The following is an 18,386-nucleotide window of genomic DNA, read 5'->3' on the forward strand; positions in this document are numbered from 1 at the left end:
AGGACCGCTGGCGGTTGGCGCTGATCGGCGTGGTCGCGGCGCTGGTGCTCACCACGGTCGATTTCTGGGTGGCGGCGGCGAACCAGCCCAACCCGGTGCTGGCGGCTTTGCCCGCGGCGGGCACGCGCGGGATGGGCGATCCCTCGGGCCAGCAGGTCGGCGCCGACTGGCCGGCTTATGGCGGCACGACCAGCGCGCGGCGCTATTCGCCGCTCACTCAGATCAACGCGGAGAATGTCGGCAAGCTCCGGCGCGTCTGGACGATCCACACCGGCGATCTCCCGTCCTCACCGCAGATCCGCAACACTTACGGCGCCGAGAATACGCCACTGAAGGTGGGCGACAGCCTGTATCTGTGCACGCCCAAGAACATCATGATCGCGCTCGATCCGGCGACGGGCAAGGAGCGCTGGCGCTATGATCCGAAGGTGCCGGACAATGCGATCCCGTATACCGCGGCATGCCGCGGAGTGGTGCATTATGCGGTGCCGGGAATGGCGGCGGACCAGCCTTGTGCGACGCGGATCATCGAGGGGACGCTCGACGCCCGGCTGATCGCGGTCGATGCGCGCTCGGGGCGGCTCTGCGCCGATTTCGGGATCAATGGGCAGGTCGACGCCAAGGTTGGAATGGGCAAGGTCCCCGACGGGTTCGTCTCGATCAACTCGCCACCGACTCTGGTGCGCGGAGTGCTGGTGACCGGGCACCAGGTGCTCGACGGGCAGGACCGCTGGGCGCCCTCCGGCGTGATCCAGGGGTTCGACGCGCGGACCGGACAATTGCGCTGGGCGTGGGACATGATGCACCCGGAGTGGAGCGGCGCACCGCCGCAGGGGCAGGAATGGGCACGCGGCACGCCGAACATGTGGACTATGGCGAGTGGCGACGAGCAACTGGGCCTCGTCTATCTGCCGATGGGGAATGCGGCGGCGGACTATTATTCGTCGCTGCGCCGCCCGCAGGAGAACGAATTCGCCACGTCGCTGGTCGCGCTCGACGTGACCACCGGCAAGCCGCGCTGGCGCTTCCAGGCGGTGCGCGAGGACGTGTGGGACTATGATTTCGGCGCGCAGGCGACCCTGGTCGATTACAAGGGCGCGCCGGCTTTGGTGCTGCCGTCCAAGCAGGGCGACATCTATGTGCTCGACCGTCGCACTGGGCAGCCGCTGACGCCGGTCGGCGAGATGCGGGTGCCCGGCGGCGGCGTCGAGCCCGAGCAGCGCGCGGCGACGCAGCCAGTGTCGCTGTGGCATACGCTGCGCAAACCCGACCTGACCGAGCGCGACATGTGGGGCATGTCGCCGATCGACCAGATGATCTGCCGGATCCAGTTCCGCCGGGCGAGCTACAAGGGGTTCTTCACGCCGCCGGAAAGCGACCGGCATTCGATCGAATATCCCGGCTATAATGGCGGAACCGATTGGGGCGGGATCGCCGTCGACCCGGCGCGCGGGGTGATCGTCGCCAATTACAACGACATGCCCAATTACGTCCGGCTCGTCCCGCGTGCCGAGGCCGACAAACTGGGCTGGGCGCCGCGCGATCAGGCACGGGGCGAGATCGGCGGTGCCGAAGGCGCGGGCGATCCGCAGGCCAACACGCCCTATGCGATCAACGTCAACGCCGGCTGGCGGCTGCCCTTCACCGGCATGCTGTGCAAACAGCCCCCTTATGGCGGGATCCGCGCGATCGACATGGCCACGGGCAAGACGATCTGGGACCGCGCGTTCGGCGAGGCGCGGACCAATGGGCCGTTCGGCATCCCTCGATGCTGCCGATCACGATCGGTACGCCCAACAATGGCGGTGCGGTGGTGACTGCGAGCGGCCTCGTCTTCATCGCGGCGGCGACCGACAATCTCATCCGCGCGATCGACCTCAACACCGGCAAGACGGTGTGGAAGGACGTGCTGCCGGGCGGCGGGCAGGCGACGCCGATGACCTATGAGATGAACGGCAAGCAGTATCTCGTCCTCTATGCCGGCGGGCACCATTTCATGGAGACGCCGGTGAGCGATGAGGTCGTCGCCTATGCGCTGCCGTCCTGAGGTCCGGGGTCCGGACTCGATTGCAAGCCTATGGTCGCGAGGTTTGGCGCCGCGGGCGCGCATCTTGCGAACCCAAAGGTCACACCAGGGTCACACTGCCGAGCATGTTCCAGTGCGGCGTGGCCATGCGGAAAAATCTCGAAGGTTCAGCCCTACGCGATTGGTGTTCCGGCCGGGATCGACACTGTCAAAGAGCGAGGGCCGAGGCCCGAGCGTCGATCTCAGCAGGCGAAATCCTACATTTCAAGCGGTTTGTCAGGCCGCAGGGTGCGCCTTCACATAGTCGATGAAGGCGCGCAGCGGCGCGGGGACGAGACGGCGGCCGGGATAATATAGGAAGGGGCCGGGGAAGCTTTCCCACCAATCCTCGAGCACCGGGACGAGCGCGCCGCTATGGAAATAAGGGCGCAACAGGCCCTCGAACGAAGTGACGATCCCCGCGCCGGCAACCGCAGTGTCGATCAAAAGGTCGAACGCGGTGCTGAGGCTGACCACCAGCGGACCGTTGGGATCGACGCGAACCGTCTCGCCGTCGCGGACGAATTCCCAGGCATGGAGGCTGCGATTGGCGAAGCGACCGCGCAGGCAGGCATGGTCGAGCAGGTCACGGGGATGCTCGGGCGTGCCGCGGCGCGCGAGATAATCGGGTGATGCGCCGGCCGCGAAACGCTGGACCCGCGGCCCGATCGGCACTGCGATCATGTCCTGTTCGAGCCGTTCGTCATAGCGCACGCCGGCATCGCAGCCCGAGGCGAGCAGATCGACGAAATTGTCTTCGGCGATGATCTCGAGCTGGATCTCGGGATAAGCGGCGAGGAAGCCGGGCAAGATCGCGGGGAGCACCAGCCGCGCGGCGATCACCGGCACGTTGAGCTTGAGCGTGCCGGCAGGCCGATCGCGGAAGAGATTGATGACGTCGAGCGCCGCCGCGACTTCGCCGAGCGCGGGGCCGAGCCGCTCGATCAGGCGGGCACCCGCTTCGGTGGGCGCGACGCTGCGCGTGGTACGATTGAGCAGGCGGACGCCCAGTCTGGTTTCCAGCCGGCGCACCGCGCCGCTGAGCCCCGATGCGCTGGCGCCGCTGATGCGCGCCGCGTCGCGAAATCCCTTCGCGCGAGCCACGGCGAGGAAGGCTTCGAGGTCGCCAAGATCCATTGTGCGAAATTCCGTACAGCCTGTGCCGATTGTGCCGGATTATCGCGTGACGACGCAAGACCTAGATAAGCGGGGTCTCGATACAGGAGTGCAGACGATGACCGCCTATCCGACGACATACCAACTGGGCGACCGCAGCGTGAACCGCGTCGGCTATGGCGCGATGCAGCTTGCCGGGCCCGGCGTGTTCGGCCCGCCCAGGGATCGCGATCAGGCAATCGCGGTTCTGCGCGAAGCGGTGGCTTCGGGCGTCAATCACATCGACACCTGCGACTATTACGGCCCGCACATCACCAACCAGATCCTTCGTGAGGCGCTGCATCCGTATCCGGACGACCTCGTCCTGGTGACCAAGGTCGGCGCCAAACGGGACGAAAATGGCGGGTGGCTGCCGGCGTTCAGCCCTGACGAAATCGAGGCGGCGGTGCACGACAATCTTCGCAATCTCGGGCTCGAGGTGATCGACGCGGTCAACCTTCGTGTGATGGGCGATGGCGGCCATGGGCTCAGCGAAGGCACGATCGCGCCGCAGTTCGAGCGGCTGGCGAAGCTGCGCGAGCAGGGGCTGATCCGCCACCTCGGGATCAGCAACGCCACTGCCACCCAGATCGAAGAGGCGCGAACCATCGCGCCCGTGGTCTGCGTGCAGAACCATTATAATCTCGCGCACCGCGACGACGACGCGCTGATCGATACGCTGGCGGAGGCGGGGATCGCCTATGTGCCCTTCTTTCCGCTCGGCGGCTTCTCGCCGCTCCAGTCGAGCGCGCTCGACACGGTGGCGCAGCAGCTCGGAGCGACGCCGATGCAGGTTGCGCTTGCCTGGCTGCTTCAGCGGGCGCCGAACATCCTGCTGATCCCGGGCACGTCCTCGCTGGGGCACCTGCGCGAGAATCTGGCTGTGCGGGAGCTGCGGCTGCCGGAGGACGCCGTGGCGGTGCTCGACGGCATCGCGGGCTAGCGGGCGACCGGCTTCACCTTGGGCGCGCACATCGCCAGCGCGCGATCGATGATGTGGACGAGGCGGCGGCGGCCCTCGGCGAGACCGTCGGCATCGTCGCCGCGATCGAGGGTCTCGAAGTTGAGATAATCGAGATCGTGGAGCACGGCGTAATTGGAGAGCGATCGGTCGCTTTCCACGACGCGCTCCTGGACGACGTTGAAGTCGGCGGCGATCATCGCGTCGCGGCAGAAGGCGGCGGCGGGGCTGTCGCTGGTGCGGAAAGTGGCGAAGGCGACGGTGTCGTCGTCGTCCCACGGCCAGGCGCGGCCGAGCGAGGGGCTGGGGCGCAGCATATCGTCGCAATAGCGGATCGAGATCACGCCGCTGCCGGATGGATCGGACTTGTTGCAGCGCGATCTCGCCGGTGTCGAAGCCGCGCGCATTGGTGTGGAGCGCGATGATCGGCATGCCCGGCTTCAGATCGGCGAGGATGCGGCGGGCATAGCCGGGCAAAGCGGTGTCGAAATTGCGGTTGGGATCGATCGGGCGGCCATAATCGACCGCGCGGTTCATCCGGGCGCCGTCGTCGGCGATGCCGGCATCGACTGCGATCAGCGTGCCGCCATATTTGCGCACCGCCTCCAGCCCCGCCTCGAACCCGGCATTTTCGTTGTCATGCGGCACCAACCAGAGCGGCCCGCTGCGATGGCGCGCGTTTTCGATGCGCCAGAGCCGCCACGCCGCACGTTCCTCGCGGAACTCGATGCGGCTGACATCGAGGCCTTTCCACTCGGCGGGATCGCGGTGGCGGGCGAAATCGTCGTCCTGCACGGTCAGCGGATCGACGCTGGTCACTTGCGTCAGGGAATCGCTCGGGCTGGCGAGGCTCAGCCAGGCAGCGCCCGAGAAGAGCGTGGCACGGATCAACGCGGCTGGACCAGGAACTGCTCGAATTTGCCCTGCGCGCCCGGCTCGGCATAGGTGATCGCGACCAGCCGCTTGTCGTTATAGACGATCTCGTAGTTGCGGTTGACGAACCCGCCGCGCAGCCGCGGCTTGCCGAGCGGCGTGAAGCGCACCGGATCGCCGAGCGGGGCGAGGCTGTCGTGATAATCGGCGGTCGCCTGCGGGGTGAAATAGTAATTGGCGTCTTCGGTGAGCAGTGCGCGGTCGAGCTTGCCGGTGCGCAACTGATCGAACAGGGTCCGGGCGAGCGCGTCGCGCTGCTGATCGAGACTGGCTGCGGGCTGTGGCGACGTGACCGGGAAGAAGAGATTGGTGATGTCGGCGGTGATATCGCCCGGCGCGCCGCCGAAATCGGCGTTGACCAGGGCGACCACCGCGAAACGCTTCTCGGGCAGGACGAAATTTTCCGAGAGGAAGCCGACGGCCTCGCCGCCATGCTCGACCACCGGAGTCCCTTCGCGCGCGCCGAGCGATACGCCGAGGCCGTAATGCGTGGGGCTGCCGTCGGCGAGCTTCACTTCGCTCTCCTGCGCCGCCCAGTCTTCCGGCGAGAGGATCTTCCGGTCGATCCGGGCGATGTCCCATTTGGCGAGATCGCTGGCCGACATGGCCAGCTCGCCCGCTGCCCAGAGCCAGCCGTGCGCGGCGGGTCTGGCTGGTCGAACGGGACCGAGCGCAAAGCGGTGCGTGCCCTGCGGGAAGCCCTTTCCGACGGCATAGTCCTGGTCCATCGCCTGCATGCCGAGCGGCTTGAGGATCTTCTTCTGGAGATAGTCGAGCAGCTTCATGCCCGAAGCCTTCTCGATGATCATGCCGGCGACGACATAGCCGGTGTTCGAATATTGCCAGGCGGTGCCGGGCTCGAAATCGAGCGGCTTCTTCGCCCAGCGATCGAGGATCTGCTGCGGCGTAACCGGCTTTTCCATCGCCGCGAAATCATAGTCCTGCGGCCAGTAATCCTGGATGCCCGCCGTGTGGCTGAGCAGCTGGCGGACGCTGATCCGGTCGGCGCCAGTGATGTCCGGCACCCATTTCGCAACCTTGTCGTCGAGGCTGAGCTTGCCTTCGTCCTCGAGCAGCAGGAGCGCGGCGGCAGTGAACTGCTTGGAGACCGAGGCGATCTGGTATTTGGCGTCGGCGTTGGCCTTCATGCCCGGGCCCTGATCACCATAAGCCCTGGTGAAGACGATCCGGCCGTCGCGGACGATCGCGACCGAGGCGGAGGGCACGCCCGACGATTTCAATGCGTCGGAGACGATCGTGTCGACCCTGGCGGTTTCGGCAGGCGTGAGCTGCTGGGCGGCAGCCGGGGTGGCGACGATCAGGGCGGCGAGCAGGGTGCGGAACATCGGGCCTCCGGAATAGATGGCTCGAGCTTAGGCCAGCCTTTCCGCGGCGTCATCCCGGTCGCTCTTTCGATGAGGAACGGCCGCCTTGCCCGAAGGGCATGGCTCAGGGCTCAAGCGGTTCGCCCGGGAACAGCGCGAGGCGCGGTGCATAGGTCCAGGCTTCCGAACGAACCGCGCGGGCGAAGGCGAGGGCCGGGTGATCGGCGCCGAGCAAGGCGGCGAGATCAGGCCTAGTATCGGCGGCGGCGACGGGGGCGATGAGCAGATAGGGAGCGGGCGTCTCGCCGATGCCGCGATACCAGCTCGCGCCGATGACGGGGCGGGCGAGCAGCGCGGCCTCGAACCGCTTTGCGTCGGTCACGGCGACGGCATGAACCTGCACGAGCGCTTGCGGCTTTCGCTGTTCGAGCTGCTGTACCTGGCTGGCCTCGCGCCACAGCTCCCAACCCTCGTTGCCGATCGCCGCGGCATAAGCCGCCGCGTTGGCGCGAAAGTCGACGCCGTCTTCCTTGACGCGGGGACGGTTCTCGAGGCGCTCGGTCGTGGTGCCGAACGTGCCGTCGATAAATGCGCCTGCGCGATCCCCCGCAGTCACGTACCAGGCGTACCAGACCAGCTTGTCGCCGATCCGGGCATGCCATTCGAGGTGCTTGCGATACCCGGCCTCGAAGGCGGGTTTGTCGCTGAGCCGATAGGCATAGAGATGCGCGGTGCCCCCGGATTGCGCGGCCGCGGGGAGCGGCGCGGCGAGCATTGCGAGCGCAAGGAACGAGCGAGGACGCATCAGGATTCTCCTTCGTGCGGGAATCTAGTTCGAGATGCTCTGGAAAACAGCCCTCTGTGCCGATGGAAGGCAGAAATCAGGCGGAGACGGGCACGCCGTAGAGATCGTGGTCGTCGGCATCCTCGATCGCGACCTTGACGATGTCGCCCTGCTTCAGATGCCCTGCGTCGCGCAGGAAGACTTCGCCGTCGATCTCGGGGGCGTCGGCCTGGCTGCGGCCGGTGGCGCCGTCATCGCCGACTTCGTCGATGATCACTTCCAGCGTGCGGCCGATCTTGGCCTGGAGCTTGGCGGCGGAGATCGCCGCGGTCTTCTCCATCACGCGGGCGTAGCGCTCTTCCTTGACCTCTTCGGGCACCGGATCAGGCAACGCGTTGGCCGAAGCACCCTCGACCGGCTCGAAGCGGAACGCGCCGACGCGGTCGAGCTGGGCCTCGTCGAGCCAGTCGAGGAGGTACTGGAAGTCTTCCTCGGTCTCGCCGGGGAAGCCGACGACGAAGGTCGAGCGGATCGTGATGTCCGGCGCGATTTCGCGCCAGCCGCGCAGCCGTTCGAGCACCTTCGCCTCGTTGGCGGGGCGGCGCATGCGGCGAAGGACGGCGGGCGAGGCATGCTGGAACGGAATGTCGAGATAGGGGAGCACCAGCCCCTCGGCCATCAGCGGGATGACCTGATCGACATGCGGGTAGGGGTAGACATAATGCAGCCGCACCCACGGCGCGATCTTGCCGAGTTCACGGGCGAGATCGGTCATGTGAGGGACGACTTCCTGCCCCTTCCACATCCGCGGTTCCTTGCGGATGTCGACGCCGTAAGCCGACGTGTCCTGGCTGATGACCAGCAGTTCCTTCGTGCCCGCCTCGACGAGCTTTTCGGCTTCGCGGAGGATCGCGTCGGGGCGGCGGCTGACGAGATCGCCGCGCAAGGACGGGATGATGCAGAAGGCGCAGCGGTGATTGCAGCCCTCGGAGATCTTCAGATAGCTGTAGTGCCTGGGCGTCAGCTTGAGGCCCGCGTCCGGCACGAGATTGACGAAGGGCGAGGGCGGCATCGGCGCCGCTTCGTGGACTGCGCCGACGACTTCCTCATATTGGTGCGCGCCGGTGACCGCGAGTACGCCCGGGAAGCGCGCGCGGATCACTTCGGCTTCCTTGCCCATGCACCCGGTGACGATGACGCGGCCATTCTCGGCGATCGCCTCGCCGATCGCCTCAAGCGACTCTTCCTTGGCGGAATCGAGAAAGCCGCAGGTGTTGACCAATACGATGTCGGCGCCCTGATAATCGGGGGACATCGCATAGCCGTCGCTGCGCAGCTTGGTGAGGATGCGTTCGCTGTCGACGAGGTTCTTCGGACAGCCGAGCGACACCATCCCTATGCGAGGGGACTCAGGGAGTTTGGTTGCCATGATTGCCGCGCGACATAAGCTTTTTCGCGGAAAAAGCTAGCTCAGGCCGAAACCGGAGCCCGGAACAGGAAGAATGCGCCCGCGGCGATCAGCGCGAAACCGATCAGGTGGTTCACCGTGATCTTCTGCCCGAGATAGAGGATCGAGAAGACCGCGAACACCGCGAGGGTGATCACTTCCTGCATTCCCTTGAGTTGGGCGGCCGAATACACGCTGCTTCCCCAGCGATTGGCAGGGACGGCAAGCATATATTCGGGAAGCGCGATCAGCCAGCTCACGAGGATCACGAGGAATAGCGGTGCGGCCTTGAACCTGAGATGGCCGTACCAGGCGAAGGTCATGAAGATGTTGGAGAGGATCAGCAGCCCAATCGGCAGGAGACGATCGATCATGCGGTGACGATCTCGACGATTTGATCTCCGGCCCTCAACGCCGCCGCTTCGGGCGCCTTGTGACCATGGGCGACGCCGTTGCGATAGATGCGGAGGCCGAGGCCGGTCCGGATCGCGGTGAGGGGCTTGCCGACTTCCTCGCTGCGCACCGGGCGTTCGGAGAGTTCGACCTCGCCGTGGAACGAGGCGAGGTCCATCAGATATTCGGAAAGATGCGGGCCCTTGCACGAGCTGGCGAGCAATAGTCCGGCGAAGCTGACCGGATTGACCACGGTGGTGGCGCCGGCGGCGCGCGCGGGGAGTTCGTTATCCTCGTTGCGGACGATGACGCTGATCGGGATCGCCGGGGCGAGGTGGCGGGCGGTGAGGGTGATCAAGACCGAGGTATCGTCGCGGCCCGCGCAGACGATCATCGATTCGGCGCTTTCGATCCGGACGTCCTTGAGGATCTGGTCGCGCGTGGCATCGGCCTGAAGGACGATGCAGCCGCATGCCTTGGCGCGATCGAGATTTTCCTCGCGCGTGTCGATAACCACGATGCGCCCGGGATCGGTGCCGCGCGCGATCAGCTCGTCGACGGTCTCCGAACCGGTGGTGCCGTAGCCGGCGACGATGATGTGCCCCGAAAGGGTCCGCTGGATCACTGCCATACGCCATTTGTCCCAGGTGCGCTTGAGCACGAAATTATAGGCGGTGCCGAGGAATAGCAGCACCACGAAGACGCGGATCGGCGTGACCACGAACGCATCGAACATCCGCGCCGAAGTGCTCACCGGCACGATGTCGCCATAGCCCGTCGTCGTCACCGAGATCGACGTGAAATAGAGGATGTCGAGGAAGCTGACCTGCCCGTCGGCAGTGTCCTTCAGCCCGTCGCGCTCGATCCAGTGGACGCCCACGGCGAGCGCGAGCAGCGCCACCACCGCGAGCACCCGCCACCCGATCGAGAGCCAGACCGGCAGGTTGGATTTGCGCTTGAGCGTCGCAGGGGAAGCACGGCCATGACGCGTTACCGTGCGGGCAGCCTCGATACCGGATCGACCGGCGTGCGCCCCTGGCGGATTTCGAAATGGAGTTCGGGTCGGTCGGCGAATCCCGAATTGCCGGAGAGCGCGATCATCTGGCCCTTCTTCACCGATTGGCCGCGCTGCACAAGCAATTGTCCGGCATGGCCATAGACCGTGGTGGTGGCATTGCCGTGCTTGACGATGACGAGGCCGCCCAGCGCCGGCACGTCGCTGCCGACATAAGCGACGACACCGTCGGCGGCGGCGAGGACGGGCGTGTCGAGCGGGACGGCGATCTTGATGCCGTCGTTGCGTTCGCCGCTCTTGCCGGGGCCGAAGCGCCCGACGATCGCGCCCTTTACCGGCCAGGCGAACTGGCTCGCCGCACGCGTGACCGGAGTCGCGACCGGCGTGGTCGCGGGGAGCACGCGCGCCGAGGAGGCGGTCGGCCTGGCGGGCCTGGCATTGGCCGCCAGCGCGGGTTCGCCACCGGTGAGGATATCGTCGATGTCGAGATGGAAGCGCGCGGCGCGCTCCTCGATCGTCTCGGGCCGCGTGCTCGGGATCAGCAGGCGCTGGCCGGTGCGCAGGATGAAGGGCTCCTCGAGCCCATTGGTCGAAACGACTCGCGACCATTGCACGCCATAAGCGCGGGCGATCGCGATGCCGGTCTCGCCGGCGCGGACGAGGTGATAGCGGCCGCCGGGGATGCCGAGCCGCTGGCCCGGCTGGATGACGAAGGGGGCGGCGAGATTGTTGGCGCGGGCGATCGCTTCGGAGCCGGCACCGGTTTTGGCCGCGATCGAACGGAGCGAATCGCCCGATTGCACGACATAGGTCGCGCTCGCCACCTGCCGCGCGTCGGCGCTGACGCGGCGCGCTTCCCACGCCGGCGGCGGCGCGGGAAGCGCGCGCACGTCCTGATCGAGCGACCGGCGCTCGAACGGCTCCTGTTGCCGATTTTGCTCTGGCGCATCGTAACTGCGCGCTTCCCGCCCGGCCTCAGCCGGTATGCAGCCCGACATCAATATGACGCCGAACAGCAGTGCCCCCATACGGCGCATTGCAGCTCCCCTCACCCCTGAAAATTTAATAAGGGAAACGGGTATGCTTAACAATAGACCGACTTGAGACTTTCCAGCGAGTTGCGGTGCGTCAGATCGAGATGGAGCGGGGTCACCGTGATCCAGCCCTGCTCGATCGCCTCCAGATCGGTATCCGGATCCGGCGTGTGCGGCAATCGGCTCATCGCGAGCCAATAATAAGGAAGCCGCGCGGATCGACGCGCTTGTCGAGCCCGACCCGGCCATAATCGCGCAGGCCCTGCGCGACCGGCTTGATGCCCCTCACGGCTTCGGGCGGTACCGGCGGGAAGTTGATATTGACCAGGGTGCGCGGCGCCCAGGGCGCGTCGAGCAGCGGCTTGAGCGCACGTTCGCCCCACGCCTCGGCGGTGTCGAAGGGGACCTGATCGCCCATGCCGGTGCGCTCGTAACGCTGGCTGAGCGCGACCGAGCGGATTCCGGCGAGCGCGCCTTCCATCGCGGCGGAAACGGTACCCGAATAGCTCACATCCTCGCCGAGATTCCCGCCGCGATTGACCTCGAGAGGATGAGATCGGGCGGCGAATCCTTCATCGCCTCGGCGAGCGCGAACATCACGCAATCGGTGGGGGTACCGCGTACGGCATAGCGATCGTCGGCCAGGCGGCGGACGCGGAACGGCTCGGTCAGCGTTAGCGAGCGGCTCTTGCCCGATTGCTCCTCGGCGGGCGCGACGACGGTGATGTCGTCCGAGATGGTCCGCGCGATGCGTTCGAGCACGGCGAGGCCGCGCGCATGGATGCCGTCGTCGTTGGTGAGCAGGATGCGCATCAGCGCAGCGGTTCGAATCGGTTGAGCCCGCCGAGATAGGGCTGGAGCACTTCCGGTACCGCGACGGCGCCGTCCTCCTGCTGGTAGTTCTCGATCACCGCGACCAAAGTACGCCCCACGGCGAGGCCCGAGCCGTTGAGGGTGTGGACGAAGCGCGTCGGGGTTTTCGAGGATCCGCCTCCGGCGGTTGGCTCCCCTCGGGGCGATAGCGCGCGTTCATCCGGCGGGCCTGGAAATCGGTGCAGGTCGAGACGCTGGAAATCTCGCGATGGCGCGCCTGGCCGGGCAGCCACACTTCGAGATCGTAGGTGCGCGCGGCCGAGAAACCCATGTCGCCGGTGCACAATTTCATCCGGCGGAAGGCGAGGCCGAGCCTGGTCAGGATATCCTCGGCGCAGGCGGTCATCCGCTCATGCTCGGCCTCGGACTGGTCAGGCGTGGTGATCGAGACCATCTCGACCTTTTCGAACTGGTGCTGGCGGATATAGCCGCGCGTGTCGCGTCCCGCGGAGCCGGCCTCGGAGCGGAAGCAGGGCGAGAGCGCGGTGAAGCGCAGCGGCAGCATCTCTTCGGGCAGGATCTGCTCGCGCACGCTGTTGGTGAGGCTGACTTCCGAGGTCGGGATCAGCCAACGCCCATCGGTGGTCTGGAAGCTGTCCTCGGCGAATTTGGGAAGCTGGCCGGTGCCGAACATGGTTTCGTCGCGGACGAGCAACGGAACGACCGCTTCCTCGAAGCCGTGCTCGCGGGTGAGCGTGTCGAGCATGAACTGGCCGAGTGCGCGGTGGAGCCGGGCGGCGCTGCCGCGGACGAAGGTGAAGCGCGAGCCCGAAAGCAGTGCCCCGGTCTCGAAATCCAGCCCGAGCGCGGGACCGATCGCATCATGCTCCTTCGCTTCGAAGGTGAAGGAGGGGGCGAGCCGCGTTCATGGATCAGCGCGTTGTCCTCCTCGTCGGCGCCTTGCGGCACGTCGGCGAGGGGAAGGTTGGGTATCGCGGCCAGCGCGGTCGTAAGCTCCGCGCCTACTGCTTTCTCCTCGGCGTCGATCGCCGGCATTCGCTCCTTGAGCGCCGCGACTTCGGCCATCAAATCGGTAGGATCGTCGCGCCGAGCCTTGGCCGCGCCGATCGCCTTCGAGGCTTCGTTGCGACGCGCCTGGACCGCCTGTGCCTCGGTGATCAGCGCGCGGCGGCGCTCGTCGAGCGCGAGCAGTTCGGCCGATCGCGGCGGCAGCCCGCGCTTCGCCAGTCCGGCGTCGAAGGCTTCGGGGTTTTCGCGGATGAACCGGATGTCGTGCATGGCCGGGCGTATGGCTGGGCGCGTTGGGCTGCGCAACCCTGCGCCGCGCGGCTGCGTTGGAGGTGCAACCAAACGAAGGAGACGAATGATGCAGGTTCCGCACGATACGGTCGTGGTGGTCGCGGATGGCCGGAAGATGCTGTTCCTCAGGAACGAGGGCGATGCCACCATTCCCAACCTGCAGGTCGAGAAGAAAGTGATCGACAAGCACAATCCCGATCACCACGAGCAGGCGACCGATCTCGCCGGCGGAGCGATGGGGACCCGCACCGCGGGCGCGCAATGGGGCGCGGGGAACATGGACGAAGTCGATTTCCACCAGCTCGAAGAGGACCGCTTCGCCGCCGAGACCGCCGCGTTGCTCAGGAAGCGCGCGCTCAACAACGATTTCGAATCGCTGATCATCATCGCCCCGCCCAGGATGCTGGGCGAGCTCCGGAAGCATTATCACAAGGAAGTGAGCGACCGGCTGAAGGCGGAGATCGGCAAGGACCTGACCGGGCACACCGTGCCGCAGATCGAGGAGGCGTTGCTCAAGGCGGAGTGAGGGCGTGGGCTAGTCCGTACTCGTCAACCGGCGAAGGCCGGGGTCCAGAGTTGCTTTGCCGAGTCGCTGGTGGCTCTGGATCCCGGCTTTCGCCGGGATGACGGTCAGGCGGCCGCGATGTCCTTCTTCTTGCCGAGACGCTTGCGCGCGACCAGTGCGGCCGCGGCACCGCCGAAGAGCAGGATCATCGGCGGGGCGGGGACCGGCTCGGGGCCGCCCGACGAACCGGTCGAGCCGCTCGACCCGTGATGGCCGCTCGATCCGCCGCAATGCTTGCCCCATTTGCAGCCCCAGCCGCTCGACGTGCTCCAGCCGCTCGACGTGCTCCAGTTGCCGCTCGACGACGACGTGCTCGACGAAGTCGAGGACGACGTGGACGAAGAGGTCGAGGACGATGTCGATGAGCTCACGCCACTCGAAGTCGAAGTGGACGAACCGCCGGTGGACGTCGACGTCGACGAACCGCCGGTCGAGGTGGAGGTAGACGAGCCGCCGGTGGAGGTCGACGAGCCACCGGTCGAAGTGGACGAACCACCCGAGGAAGTGCTCGTGCCGCCGCTCGAGATCTCGATATTGATGCCGCTGCTGCTGCCCGAGCTGCTCCCCGAGCTGCCGAAGAAGCCGCCGGCGAAGAAGCCGCCGCCGAAGCCGCCATAGCCGCCCGAGCCGCCGACCACGCCTGCCGCCGCGCTGCTGGCAGCGGCGACCACGGGCATTTCGCGCGGGGAAGGGGGATCGGCGCGCTTTGCGCCACGACGACGACCTGGGGCGCTGCCTGAGTCGTTGTGGTCGTGGTCACGCGGCGGACGAGCTTCTTGCGCACGACGCCGGCTACCGGCCCCTTGCGGACGACTCGCTTCTTCGCGACCGTATATTGCTGGACCACGCTGGGCTGCGTCACGCGCTCGACGGCGTAGACGCCGCCGCCGCCGATGACCGCGCCGCCACAGGCACATGCGCAGAGTTTCGCCAAGGCCATGCGAACCGACATGATGTCCCACTCTTCCTGTTGCTGGCGCTCGCTCCCCACGGAACCGTCAGCAGCTTCTGCGCCCTCAATGACCAAGAAACGCAAAACAAACTATTAAGCGCAAGCGTCCCGAGGGCTGTTTACCCTGTTCTTGGACGTTTTTTCACCGGCACGACGCAGAGCTTATGGTTAATGTACGGTTTCGGTACGGTATGCCGCGGCACCGGCGCCATACTTGTGAATAGAGATGGTTAATTTGCAGCTTGGGCGACCGATGTTCATCTGCCGCTAATTTCCTCCAAGTTACCGGGGATTAGACAGGTCGGCTGTCAATAACAGCACGCTTGTCTATGCGTCCCGGCGCAAGTATAGGGCGTCCGGGCAAAAGGCAGTCGTCCAGCGGCTTGGCCACTGGGTGACCGGTTGGAGAGTGGGGATGGCTACTGTTTTGGATCGCTCCGACGAACCCGGGAAACACTTCCCACCGGCGGCGAACGATGGCGACGGCGGTTACCGGCCGAGCAACGACGAACCCTTCATGAATCCGCGGCAGCAGGAATATTTCCGCGAAAAGCTGCTGGCCTGGAAGGACGCGATCTACCGCGAGGCCGCGGGCACGCTCAACCAGCTCCAGACCGATTTGCTGCGCGAGGCCGATCTCACCGATCGCGCATCGAGCGAGACCGACTGGTCGATCGAGCTGCGCACCCGTGATCGCCAGCGCAAGCTGATCGCCAAGATCGACGCGGCGATGCGCCGGATCGACGAAGGCGAATATGGCTATTGCGAAGTGACCGGCGAGCCGATCTCGCTCGCCCGGCTGGAGGCGCGGCCGATCGCGACGATGACGGTTGAGGCGCAGGAGCGCCACGAGCGGAACGAAAAGGTTTCGCGCGACGAATAGCGGTTTTAAGGGGCGCGTGATTTTTGGTCGACGCCCTTAAATTTACGCTTTCGTCAGGGATTGCTGCTCTAATCCGCGCAGATCAATTTTTGGCGTTCGAGCAGCACCGATGGACCAATTCTCTTCCGAATCCGTGAATGCGCTCTCGGCCGATGATTTCACCGGCCAGCGCAGCGGCTCGCGCGACAGCCTGTTGCTGACTGCGCAATTCCGTGTCTTTGGCGACGACAAGGTCGTGCTGGCGCGCGTGCGCAACCTCTCGTCCGGCGGTCTGATGGCCGAATATGCGGCGCCGGTTCAGTCTGGTACACCGGTCGAGATCGAAGTGCGCGGCGTGGGCTGGGTGAAGGGCAGGATCGCCTGGGCGACCGACGGCCGTGTCGGCGTCGCCTTCGATATCGAGATCGATCCGATGTTGGCGCGCAAGCCCGTGGGCAAGGGCGCACAGACCCCGGCTTTCACCAAGCCGCTCATCACGCGCCGCTGAGGCGCGAGCCGGTTTCGGCTGTTCTATTCCTGTAGATCGACGCGTTCCTGAGCGGATTACGCTCCGGATATCGGGGAGGTGCGGCCCCGAGACCACAGCTCCCCGACAAAATATCGCGTCTCCGCGTTAGCGGCTGAGCTCCTCCTTGACGCGCAACTTTCGTTTCTTCAATTCCGCGATCAGCATCTGATCGGGAAGCGGCCGCTGCGACTCGACGGCGATCCGTTGATCCAGTGTCGAGTGCTTGGCGTTGAGTGCCGCGAAATGCGCGTTCTGCATGGAAGCGTTCCTCCTTCGATTGGCGCCGGGGGTAGCTAATAAATCACCTTTGCAGCCGCTTGTCGCCCCCCGTATTGAGTGCAATCGACAGCCCGCGGAAAAGCCGCGATGGTCCGTGCAGAGCTTTCGCGGGTCGTTACGGCGCCAGAGGCAGCGCGTGTGCGTAAAAGGGGCTGGAATGGACGAGAGCGAGACCCAGCGACGGCTCGAGACACTGCGCACGGAGCATCGCGACCTCGACGCGGCGATCGATGCGCTGCGCGGCATCGGCTCGGCGGACCAGCTCCAGCTTGCCCGGCTGAAGAAGCGCAAGCTGCGGCTGCGCGACGAGATCGCCCAGCTCGAAGATCAGCTCGTTCCCGACATCATCGCCTGAACCTCCCGCGCCGGGACGCAAGTGCCGCTATATTAAGCATTCAATTGACGCGCTTGTTATGGCACTCCATCGCAGATGACGCCGCAGGCAACCTCGACGATCCATCGCAAGCTGGTCGACTCGCTCTATGTCGAGGCGATGCTGCTGGCGGACGAGGCGCGCGCCTATTTCGACGTGCTGGGCCGCGCCGAGCGCAATTCGCTCGAAGCGCTGAGCCGAGTCACGTTCTCGTGCGAGTCGCTCAAGGTCACGACCCGGTTGATGCACATCATCGCCTGGCTGCTGACGCAGCGCGCGGTGCAGGCGGGCGAGATCACGCCGGTCGATGCGCTGTCGCCGTCGCGGCGGCTGGGGGAGGCGCCCGAGACCGAGGCCGCCACGCTGGAGACGATGCCGACACAGGCCCGCGCGATCATCACCACCAGCATCGAGCTGCATCGACGGGTGGCGCGCCTCGACGCGTCGCTGGATGAGCCGACCGCGGACACGAGCCCCGCGCGGCGGATGATGGAGCGGCTCTCGGCTTCTTTCTAAGTCTTAATTCCTCTCCCTGTGGGAGAGGTAGCGAAGCTTGGCAGCTTGCTGCCTAGCGCAGCTAGGTGAGGGTGTCCTGCTATCGATAAGGTGATCCCTCACCCAGCTCCGACTAGGATCCGCTGAAGAAGCGGACCCAAGTCTACGCAACCCTCTCCCGACGGGAGAGGGAAAGAGATGTCATCAGCCCAGCGCCGCCTTCGCCGCCGCATATTCCTTCTTCAGCCGCTCGATCTTGACCGCGGCGGACTCGACCGCGGTCACTGCGCCGATCCCCTGGCCCGAGCCCCAGATTTCCTTCCATGCCTTGGCGCCGCCGAAGTTCATCGCGCTGGGATCGCTTTCGGGCAATTTGTCGGGGTCCAGTCCGGCCGCAATGATCGAGCTGCGCAGGTAATTGCCGTGCACTCCGGTGAAGAGGTTCGAATAGACGATGTCGGCCGCCCGGCCCTCGACGATGCCCTGCTTATAGGCGTCGACGGCATTGGCCTCGTCGGTGGCGATGAAGGGCGAGCCGATATATGCCAGGTCGGCGCCGAGCACCTGCGCCGCGAGCACCGCGCGGCCGGTGGCGATCGCGCCCGACAGGATCAGCGGCCCGCCGAACCATTCGCGCACTTCCTGGACGAAGGCGAAGGGGTTGAGCACGCCCGCATGGCCGCCCGCCCCGGTGGCGACGAGGATCAGCCCGTCGGCGCCCTTTTCGATGGCCTTGTGCGCGAAACGATCGTCGATGACGTCGTGGAGGGTGATGCCGCCCCAGCTGTGCACCGCATCGTTGAGCTCGGGCCGCGCACCGAGCGAGGTGATCACGATCGGCACCTTCCACTTTGCACAGGTATGGAGATCCGCCTCGAGCCGGTCATTCGAGCGATGGACGATCTGGTTGACCGCGAAAGGCGCGGAAGGCGCGTCGGGGTTGGCGCGGTCCCACGCGGCGAGCTCCTCGGTGATCCGATGCAACCATTCGTCGAGCAGGCTCTGCGGACGGGCATTGAGCGCCGGGAAGGATCCGACGATCCCCGCCTTGCACTGCGCGATCACCAGATCGGGCACCGAGATGAT

20 protein-coding genes and 3 pseudogenes are annotated in these 18,386 nt (G+C 66.0%); 11 read left to right on the forward strand and 12 right to left on the reverse strand.

What is annotated here, in order from left to right; all coding sequences use genetic code 11:
• The first annotated feature begins 131 nt into the window (after positions 1 to 131).
• Positions 132 to 2,047, forward strand: a pseudogene (locus tag PIB19_RS01490) (pyrroloquinoline quinone-dependent dehydrogenase).
• 255 nt (positions 2,048 to 2,302) lie between these two features.
• On the opposite strand, the gene PIB19_RS01500 reads toward PIB19_RS01490, so the two are convergent.
• Entirely contained in the window at positions 2,303 to 3,202 is a 900-nt protein-coding gene (locus tag PIB19_RS01500; protein WP_271239398.1) for a LysR family transcriptional regulator, read from the reverse strand.
• Positions 3,203 to 3,299: 97 nt separating this feature from the next.
• On the opposite strand from PIB19_RS01500, the gene PIB19_RS01505 reads away from it, so the two are divergent.
• Complete coding sequence (locus tag PIB19_RS01505) at positions 3,300 to 4,163, forward strand: aldo/keto reductase family oxidoreductase (protein WP_271239399.1); 864 nt, start codon at positions 3,300 to 3,302, stop codon at positions 4,161 to 4,163.
• Here the strand turns inward: PIB19_RS01505 and PIB19_RS01510 are convergent.
• Positions 4,160 to 4,498 carry a hypothetical protein gene (locus tag PIB19_RS01510; protein WP_271239400.1) on the reverse strand — a complete coding sequence of 113 codons (339 nt, stop codon included), beginning with the start codon at positions 4,496 to 4,498 and terminating at the stop codon, positions 4,160 to 4,162. The genes PIB19_RS01505 and PIB19_RS01510 overlap by 4 nt on opposite strands.
• A gap of 49 nt (positions 4,499 to 4,547) precedes the next feature.
• Here PIB19_RS01510 and PIB19_RS01515 point away from each other — a divergent pair, with 49 nt between their 5' ends.
• Positions 4,548 to 5,126, forward strand: a complete 579-nt coding sequence (locus PIB19_RS01515) for a hypothetical protein (protein WP_271239401.1) — start codon at positions 4,548 to 4,550, stop codon at positions 5,124 to 5,126.
• Here PIB19_RS01515 and PIB19_RS01520 read toward each other — a convergent pair.
• From PIB19_RS01520 to serS, 8 genes and pseudogenes are all read right to left on the reverse strand, one after another.
• Positions 5,069 to 6,460, reverse strand: coding sequence for a serine hydrolase domain-containing protein (locus PIB19_RS01520; protein ID WP_271239402.1), 1,392 nt, complete (start codon positions 6,458 to 6,460; stop codon positions 5,069 to 5,071). The genes PIB19_RS01515 and PIB19_RS01520 overlap by 58 nt on opposite strands.
• A 103-nt stretch (positions 6,461 to 6,563) precedes the next feature.
• Positions 6,564 to 7,244 (reverse strand): hypothetical protein, encoded by a 681-nt coding sequence (locus PIB19_RS01525; protein WP_271239403.1) that lies wholly within the window; start codon positions 7,242 to 7,244, stop codon positions 6,564 to 6,566.
• Between the two features lie 76 nt (positions 7,245 to 7,320).
• The gene (gene rimO, locus PIB19_RS01530) at positions 7,321 to 8,652 is read right to left on the reverse strand and encodes a 30S ribosomal protein S12 methylthiotransferase RimO (protein ID WP_271239404.1); all 1,332 of its coding nucleotides are present in this window, start codon (positions 8,650 to 8,652) and stop codon (positions 7,321 to 7,323) included.
• Positions 8,653 to 8,693: 41 nt separating this feature from the next.
• Complete coding sequence (locus PIB19_RS01535) at positions 8,694 to 9,044, reverse strand: DMT family protein (protein ID WP_271239405.1); 351 nt, start codon at positions 9,042 to 9,044, stop codon at positions 8,694 to 8,696.
• Positions 9,041 to 10,075, reverse strand: a complete 1,035-nt coding sequence (locus PIB19_RS01540) for a potassium channel family protein (RefSeq protein WP_443018727.1) — start codon at positions 10,073 to 10,075, stop codon at positions 9,041 to 9,043. The genes PIB19_RS01535 and PIB19_RS01540 overlap by 4 nt, the downstream gene beginning before the upstream one ends.
• A complete protein-coding gene (locus tag PIB19_RS01545; RefSeq protein WP_271239407.1) occupies positions 10,054 to 11,115 on the reverse strand; it encodes a M23 family metallopeptidase in 1,062 nt (353 codons plus the stop codon). Before PIB19_RS01545 ends, PIB19_RS01540 begins: the two co-directional genes overlap by 22 nt.
• Positions 11,116 to 11,162: 47 nt before the next feature.
• Positions 11,163 to 11,925: pseudogene (gene surE, locus PIB19_RS01550) on the reverse strand (5'/3'-nucleotidase SurE).
• A pseudogene (gene serS, locus PIB19_RS01555) lies at positions 11,925 to 13,224 on the reverse strand (serine--tRNA ligase). Before serS ends, surE begins: the two co-directional pseudogenes overlap by 1 nt.
• Before the next feature lie 88 nt (positions 13,225 to 13,312).
• Between serS and PIB19_RS01560 the strand changes: the two are divergent.
• From PIB19_RS01560 to PIB19_RS01585, 6 genes are all read left to right on the forward strand, one after another.
• On the forward strand, positions 13,313 to 13,771 hold the full coding sequence (locus PIB19_RS01560) for a host attachment family protein (RefSeq protein WP_271239408.1): 459 nt from the start codon (positions 13,313 to 13,315) through the stop codon (positions 13,769 to 13,771).
• A gap of 69 nt (positions 13,772 to 13,840) precedes the next feature.
• Positions 13,841 to 14,020 (forward strand): hypothetical protein, encoded by a 180-nt coding sequence (locus PIB19_RS01565; protein ID WP_271239409.1) that lies wholly within the window; start codon positions 13,841 to 13,843, stop codon positions 14,018 to 14,020.
• Between the two features lie 24 nt (positions 14,021 to 14,044).
• Positions 14,045 to 14,428, forward strand: a complete 384-nt coding sequence (locus PIB19_RS01570; RefSeq protein ID WP_271239410.1) for a hypothetical protein — start codon at positions 14,045 to 14,047, stop codon at positions 14,426 to 14,428.
• Positions 14,429 to 14,516: 88 nt separating this feature from the next.
• Positions 14,517 to 14,996, forward strand: a complete 480-nt coding sequence (locus tag PIB19_RS01575) for a hypothetical protein (RefSeq protein ID WP_271239411.1) — start codon at positions 14,517 to 14,519, stop codon at positions 14,994 to 14,996.
• Positions 14,997 to 15,177: 181 nt separating this feature from the next.
• Positions 15,178 to 15,645 carry an RNA polymerase-binding protein DksA gene (gene dksA / locus PIB19_RS01580; RefSeq protein WP_271239412.1) on the forward strand — a complete coding sequence of 156 codons (468 nt, stop codon included), beginning with the start codon at positions 15,178 to 15,180 and terminating at the stop codon, positions 15,643 to 15,645.
• Between the two features lie 109 nt (positions 15,646 to 15,754).
• Positions 15,755 to 16,132 carry a PilZ domain-containing protein gene (locus tag PIB19_RS01585; protein ID WP_271239413.1) on the forward strand — a complete coding sequence of 126 codons (378 nt, stop codon included), beginning with the start codon at positions 15,755 to 15,757 and terminating at the stop codon, positions 16,130 to 16,132.
• A 126-nt stretch (positions 16,133 to 16,258) separates the two neighbouring features.
• Here the strand turns inward: PIB19_RS01585 and PIB19_RS01590 are convergent, their stop codons facing one another.
• The gene (locus tag PIB19_RS01590; protein WP_081855594.1) at positions 16,259 to 16,411 is read right to left on the reverse strand and encodes a YdcH family protein; all 153 of its coding nucleotides are present in this window, start codon (positions 16,409 to 16,411) and stop codon (positions 16,259 to 16,261) included.
• Positions 16,412 to 16,589: 178 nt separating this feature from the next.
• On the opposite strand from PIB19_RS01590, the gene PIB19_RS01595 reads away from it, so the two are divergent.
• Together PIB19_RS01595 and PIB19_RS01600 are read left to right on the forward strand one after the other, a co-directional pair.
• A complete protein-coding gene (locus PIB19_RS01595) occupies positions 16,590 to 16,787 on the forward strand; it encodes a YdcH family protein (RefSeq protein WP_271239414.1) in 198 nt (65 codons plus the stop codon).
• A gap of 75 nt (positions 16,788 to 16,862) precedes the next feature.
• Positions 16,863 to 17,321: a DUF1465 family protein gene (locus tag PIB19_RS01600; RefSeq protein ID WP_271239415.1), complete on the forward strand. Its 459-nt coding sequence runs from the start codon at positions 16,863 to 16,865 to the stop codon at positions 17,319 to 17,321.
• A gap of 183 nt (positions 17,322 to 17,504) precedes the next feature.
• On the opposite strand, the gene PIB19_RS01605 is transcribed toward PIB19_RS01600, so the two are convergent.
• Complete coding sequence (locus tag PIB19_RS01605) at positions 17,505 to 18,377, reverse strand: NAD(P)H-dependent flavin oxidoreductase (protein ID WP_443018673.1); 873 nt, start codon at positions 18,375 to 18,377, stop codon at positions 17,505 to 17,507.
• Positions 18,378 to 18,386 lie beyond the last annotated feature (9 nt).

This window comes from Sphingomonas sp. 7/4-4 (genome assembly GCF_027941955.1).
Taxonomy (GTDB): domain Bacteria; phylum Pseudomonadota; class Alphaproteobacteria; order Sphingomonadales; family Sphingomonadaceae; genus Sphingomonas.

What these genes read in the sequence shown, in the direction of transcription:
- PIB19_RS01500 (WP_271239398.1), bottom strand. Translation starts at nt 3,202, where the DNA reads ATGGATCTTGGCGACCTCGAAGCCTTCCTCGCCGTGGCTCGCGCGAAG.
- PIB19_RS01505 (WP_271239399.1), top strand. Translation starts at nt 3,300, where the DNA reads ATGACCGCCTATCCGACGACATACCAACTGGGCGACCGCAGCGTGAAC.
- PIB19_RS01510 (WP_271239400.1), bottom strand. Translation starts at nt 4,498, where the DNA reads ATGCTGCGCCCCAGCCCCTCGCTCGGCCGCGCCTGGCCGTGGGACGAC.
- PIB19_RS01520 (WP_271239402.1), bottom strand. Translation starts at nt 6,460, where the DNA reads ATGTTCCGCACCCTGCTCGCCGCCCTGATCGTCGCCACCCCGGCTGCC.
- PIB19_RS01525 (WP_271239403.1), bottom strand. Translation starts at nt 7,244, where the DNA reads ATGCGTCCTCGCTCGTTCCTTGCGCTCGCAATGCTCGCCGCGCCGCTC.
- rimO (WP_271239404.1), bottom strand. Translation starts at nt 8,652, where the DNA reads ATGGCAACCAAACTCCCTGAGTCCCCTCGCATAGGGATGGTGTCGCTC.
- PIB19_RS01535 (WP_271239405.1), bottom strand. Translation starts at nt 9,044, where the DNA reads ATGATCGATCGTCTCCTGCCGATTGGGCTGCTGATCCTCTCCAACATC.
- PIB19_RS01545 (WP_271239407.1), bottom strand. Translation starts at nt 11,115, where the DNA reads ATGCGCCGTATGGGGGCACTGCTGTTCGGCGTCATATTGATGTCGGGC.
- PIB19_RS01560 (WP_271239408.1), top strand. Translation starts at nt 13,313, where the DNA reads ATGCAGGTTCCGCACGATACGGTCGTGGTGGTCGCGGATGGCCGGAAG.
- dksA (WP_271239412.1), top strand. Translation starts at nt 15,178, where the DNA reads ATGGCTACTGTTTTGGATCGCTCCGACGAACCCGGGAAACACTTCCCA.
- PIB19_RS01585 (WP_271239413.1), top strand. Translation starts at nt 15,755, where the DNA reads ATGGACCAATTCTCTTCCGAATCCGTGAATGCGCTCTCGGCCGATGAT.
- PIB19_RS01590 (WP_081855594.1), bottom strand. Translation starts at nt 16,411, where the DNA reads ATGCAGAACGCGCATTTCGCGGCACTCAACGCCAAGCACTCGACACTG.
- PIB19_RS01595 (WP_271239414.1), top strand. Translation starts at nt 16,590, where the DNA reads ATGGACGAGAGCGAGACCCAGCGACGGCTCGAGACACTGCGCACGGAG.
- PIB19_RS01600 (WP_271239415.1), top strand. Translation starts at nt 16,863, where the DNA reads ATGACGCCGCAGGCAACCTCGACGATCCATCGCAAGCTGGTCGACTCG.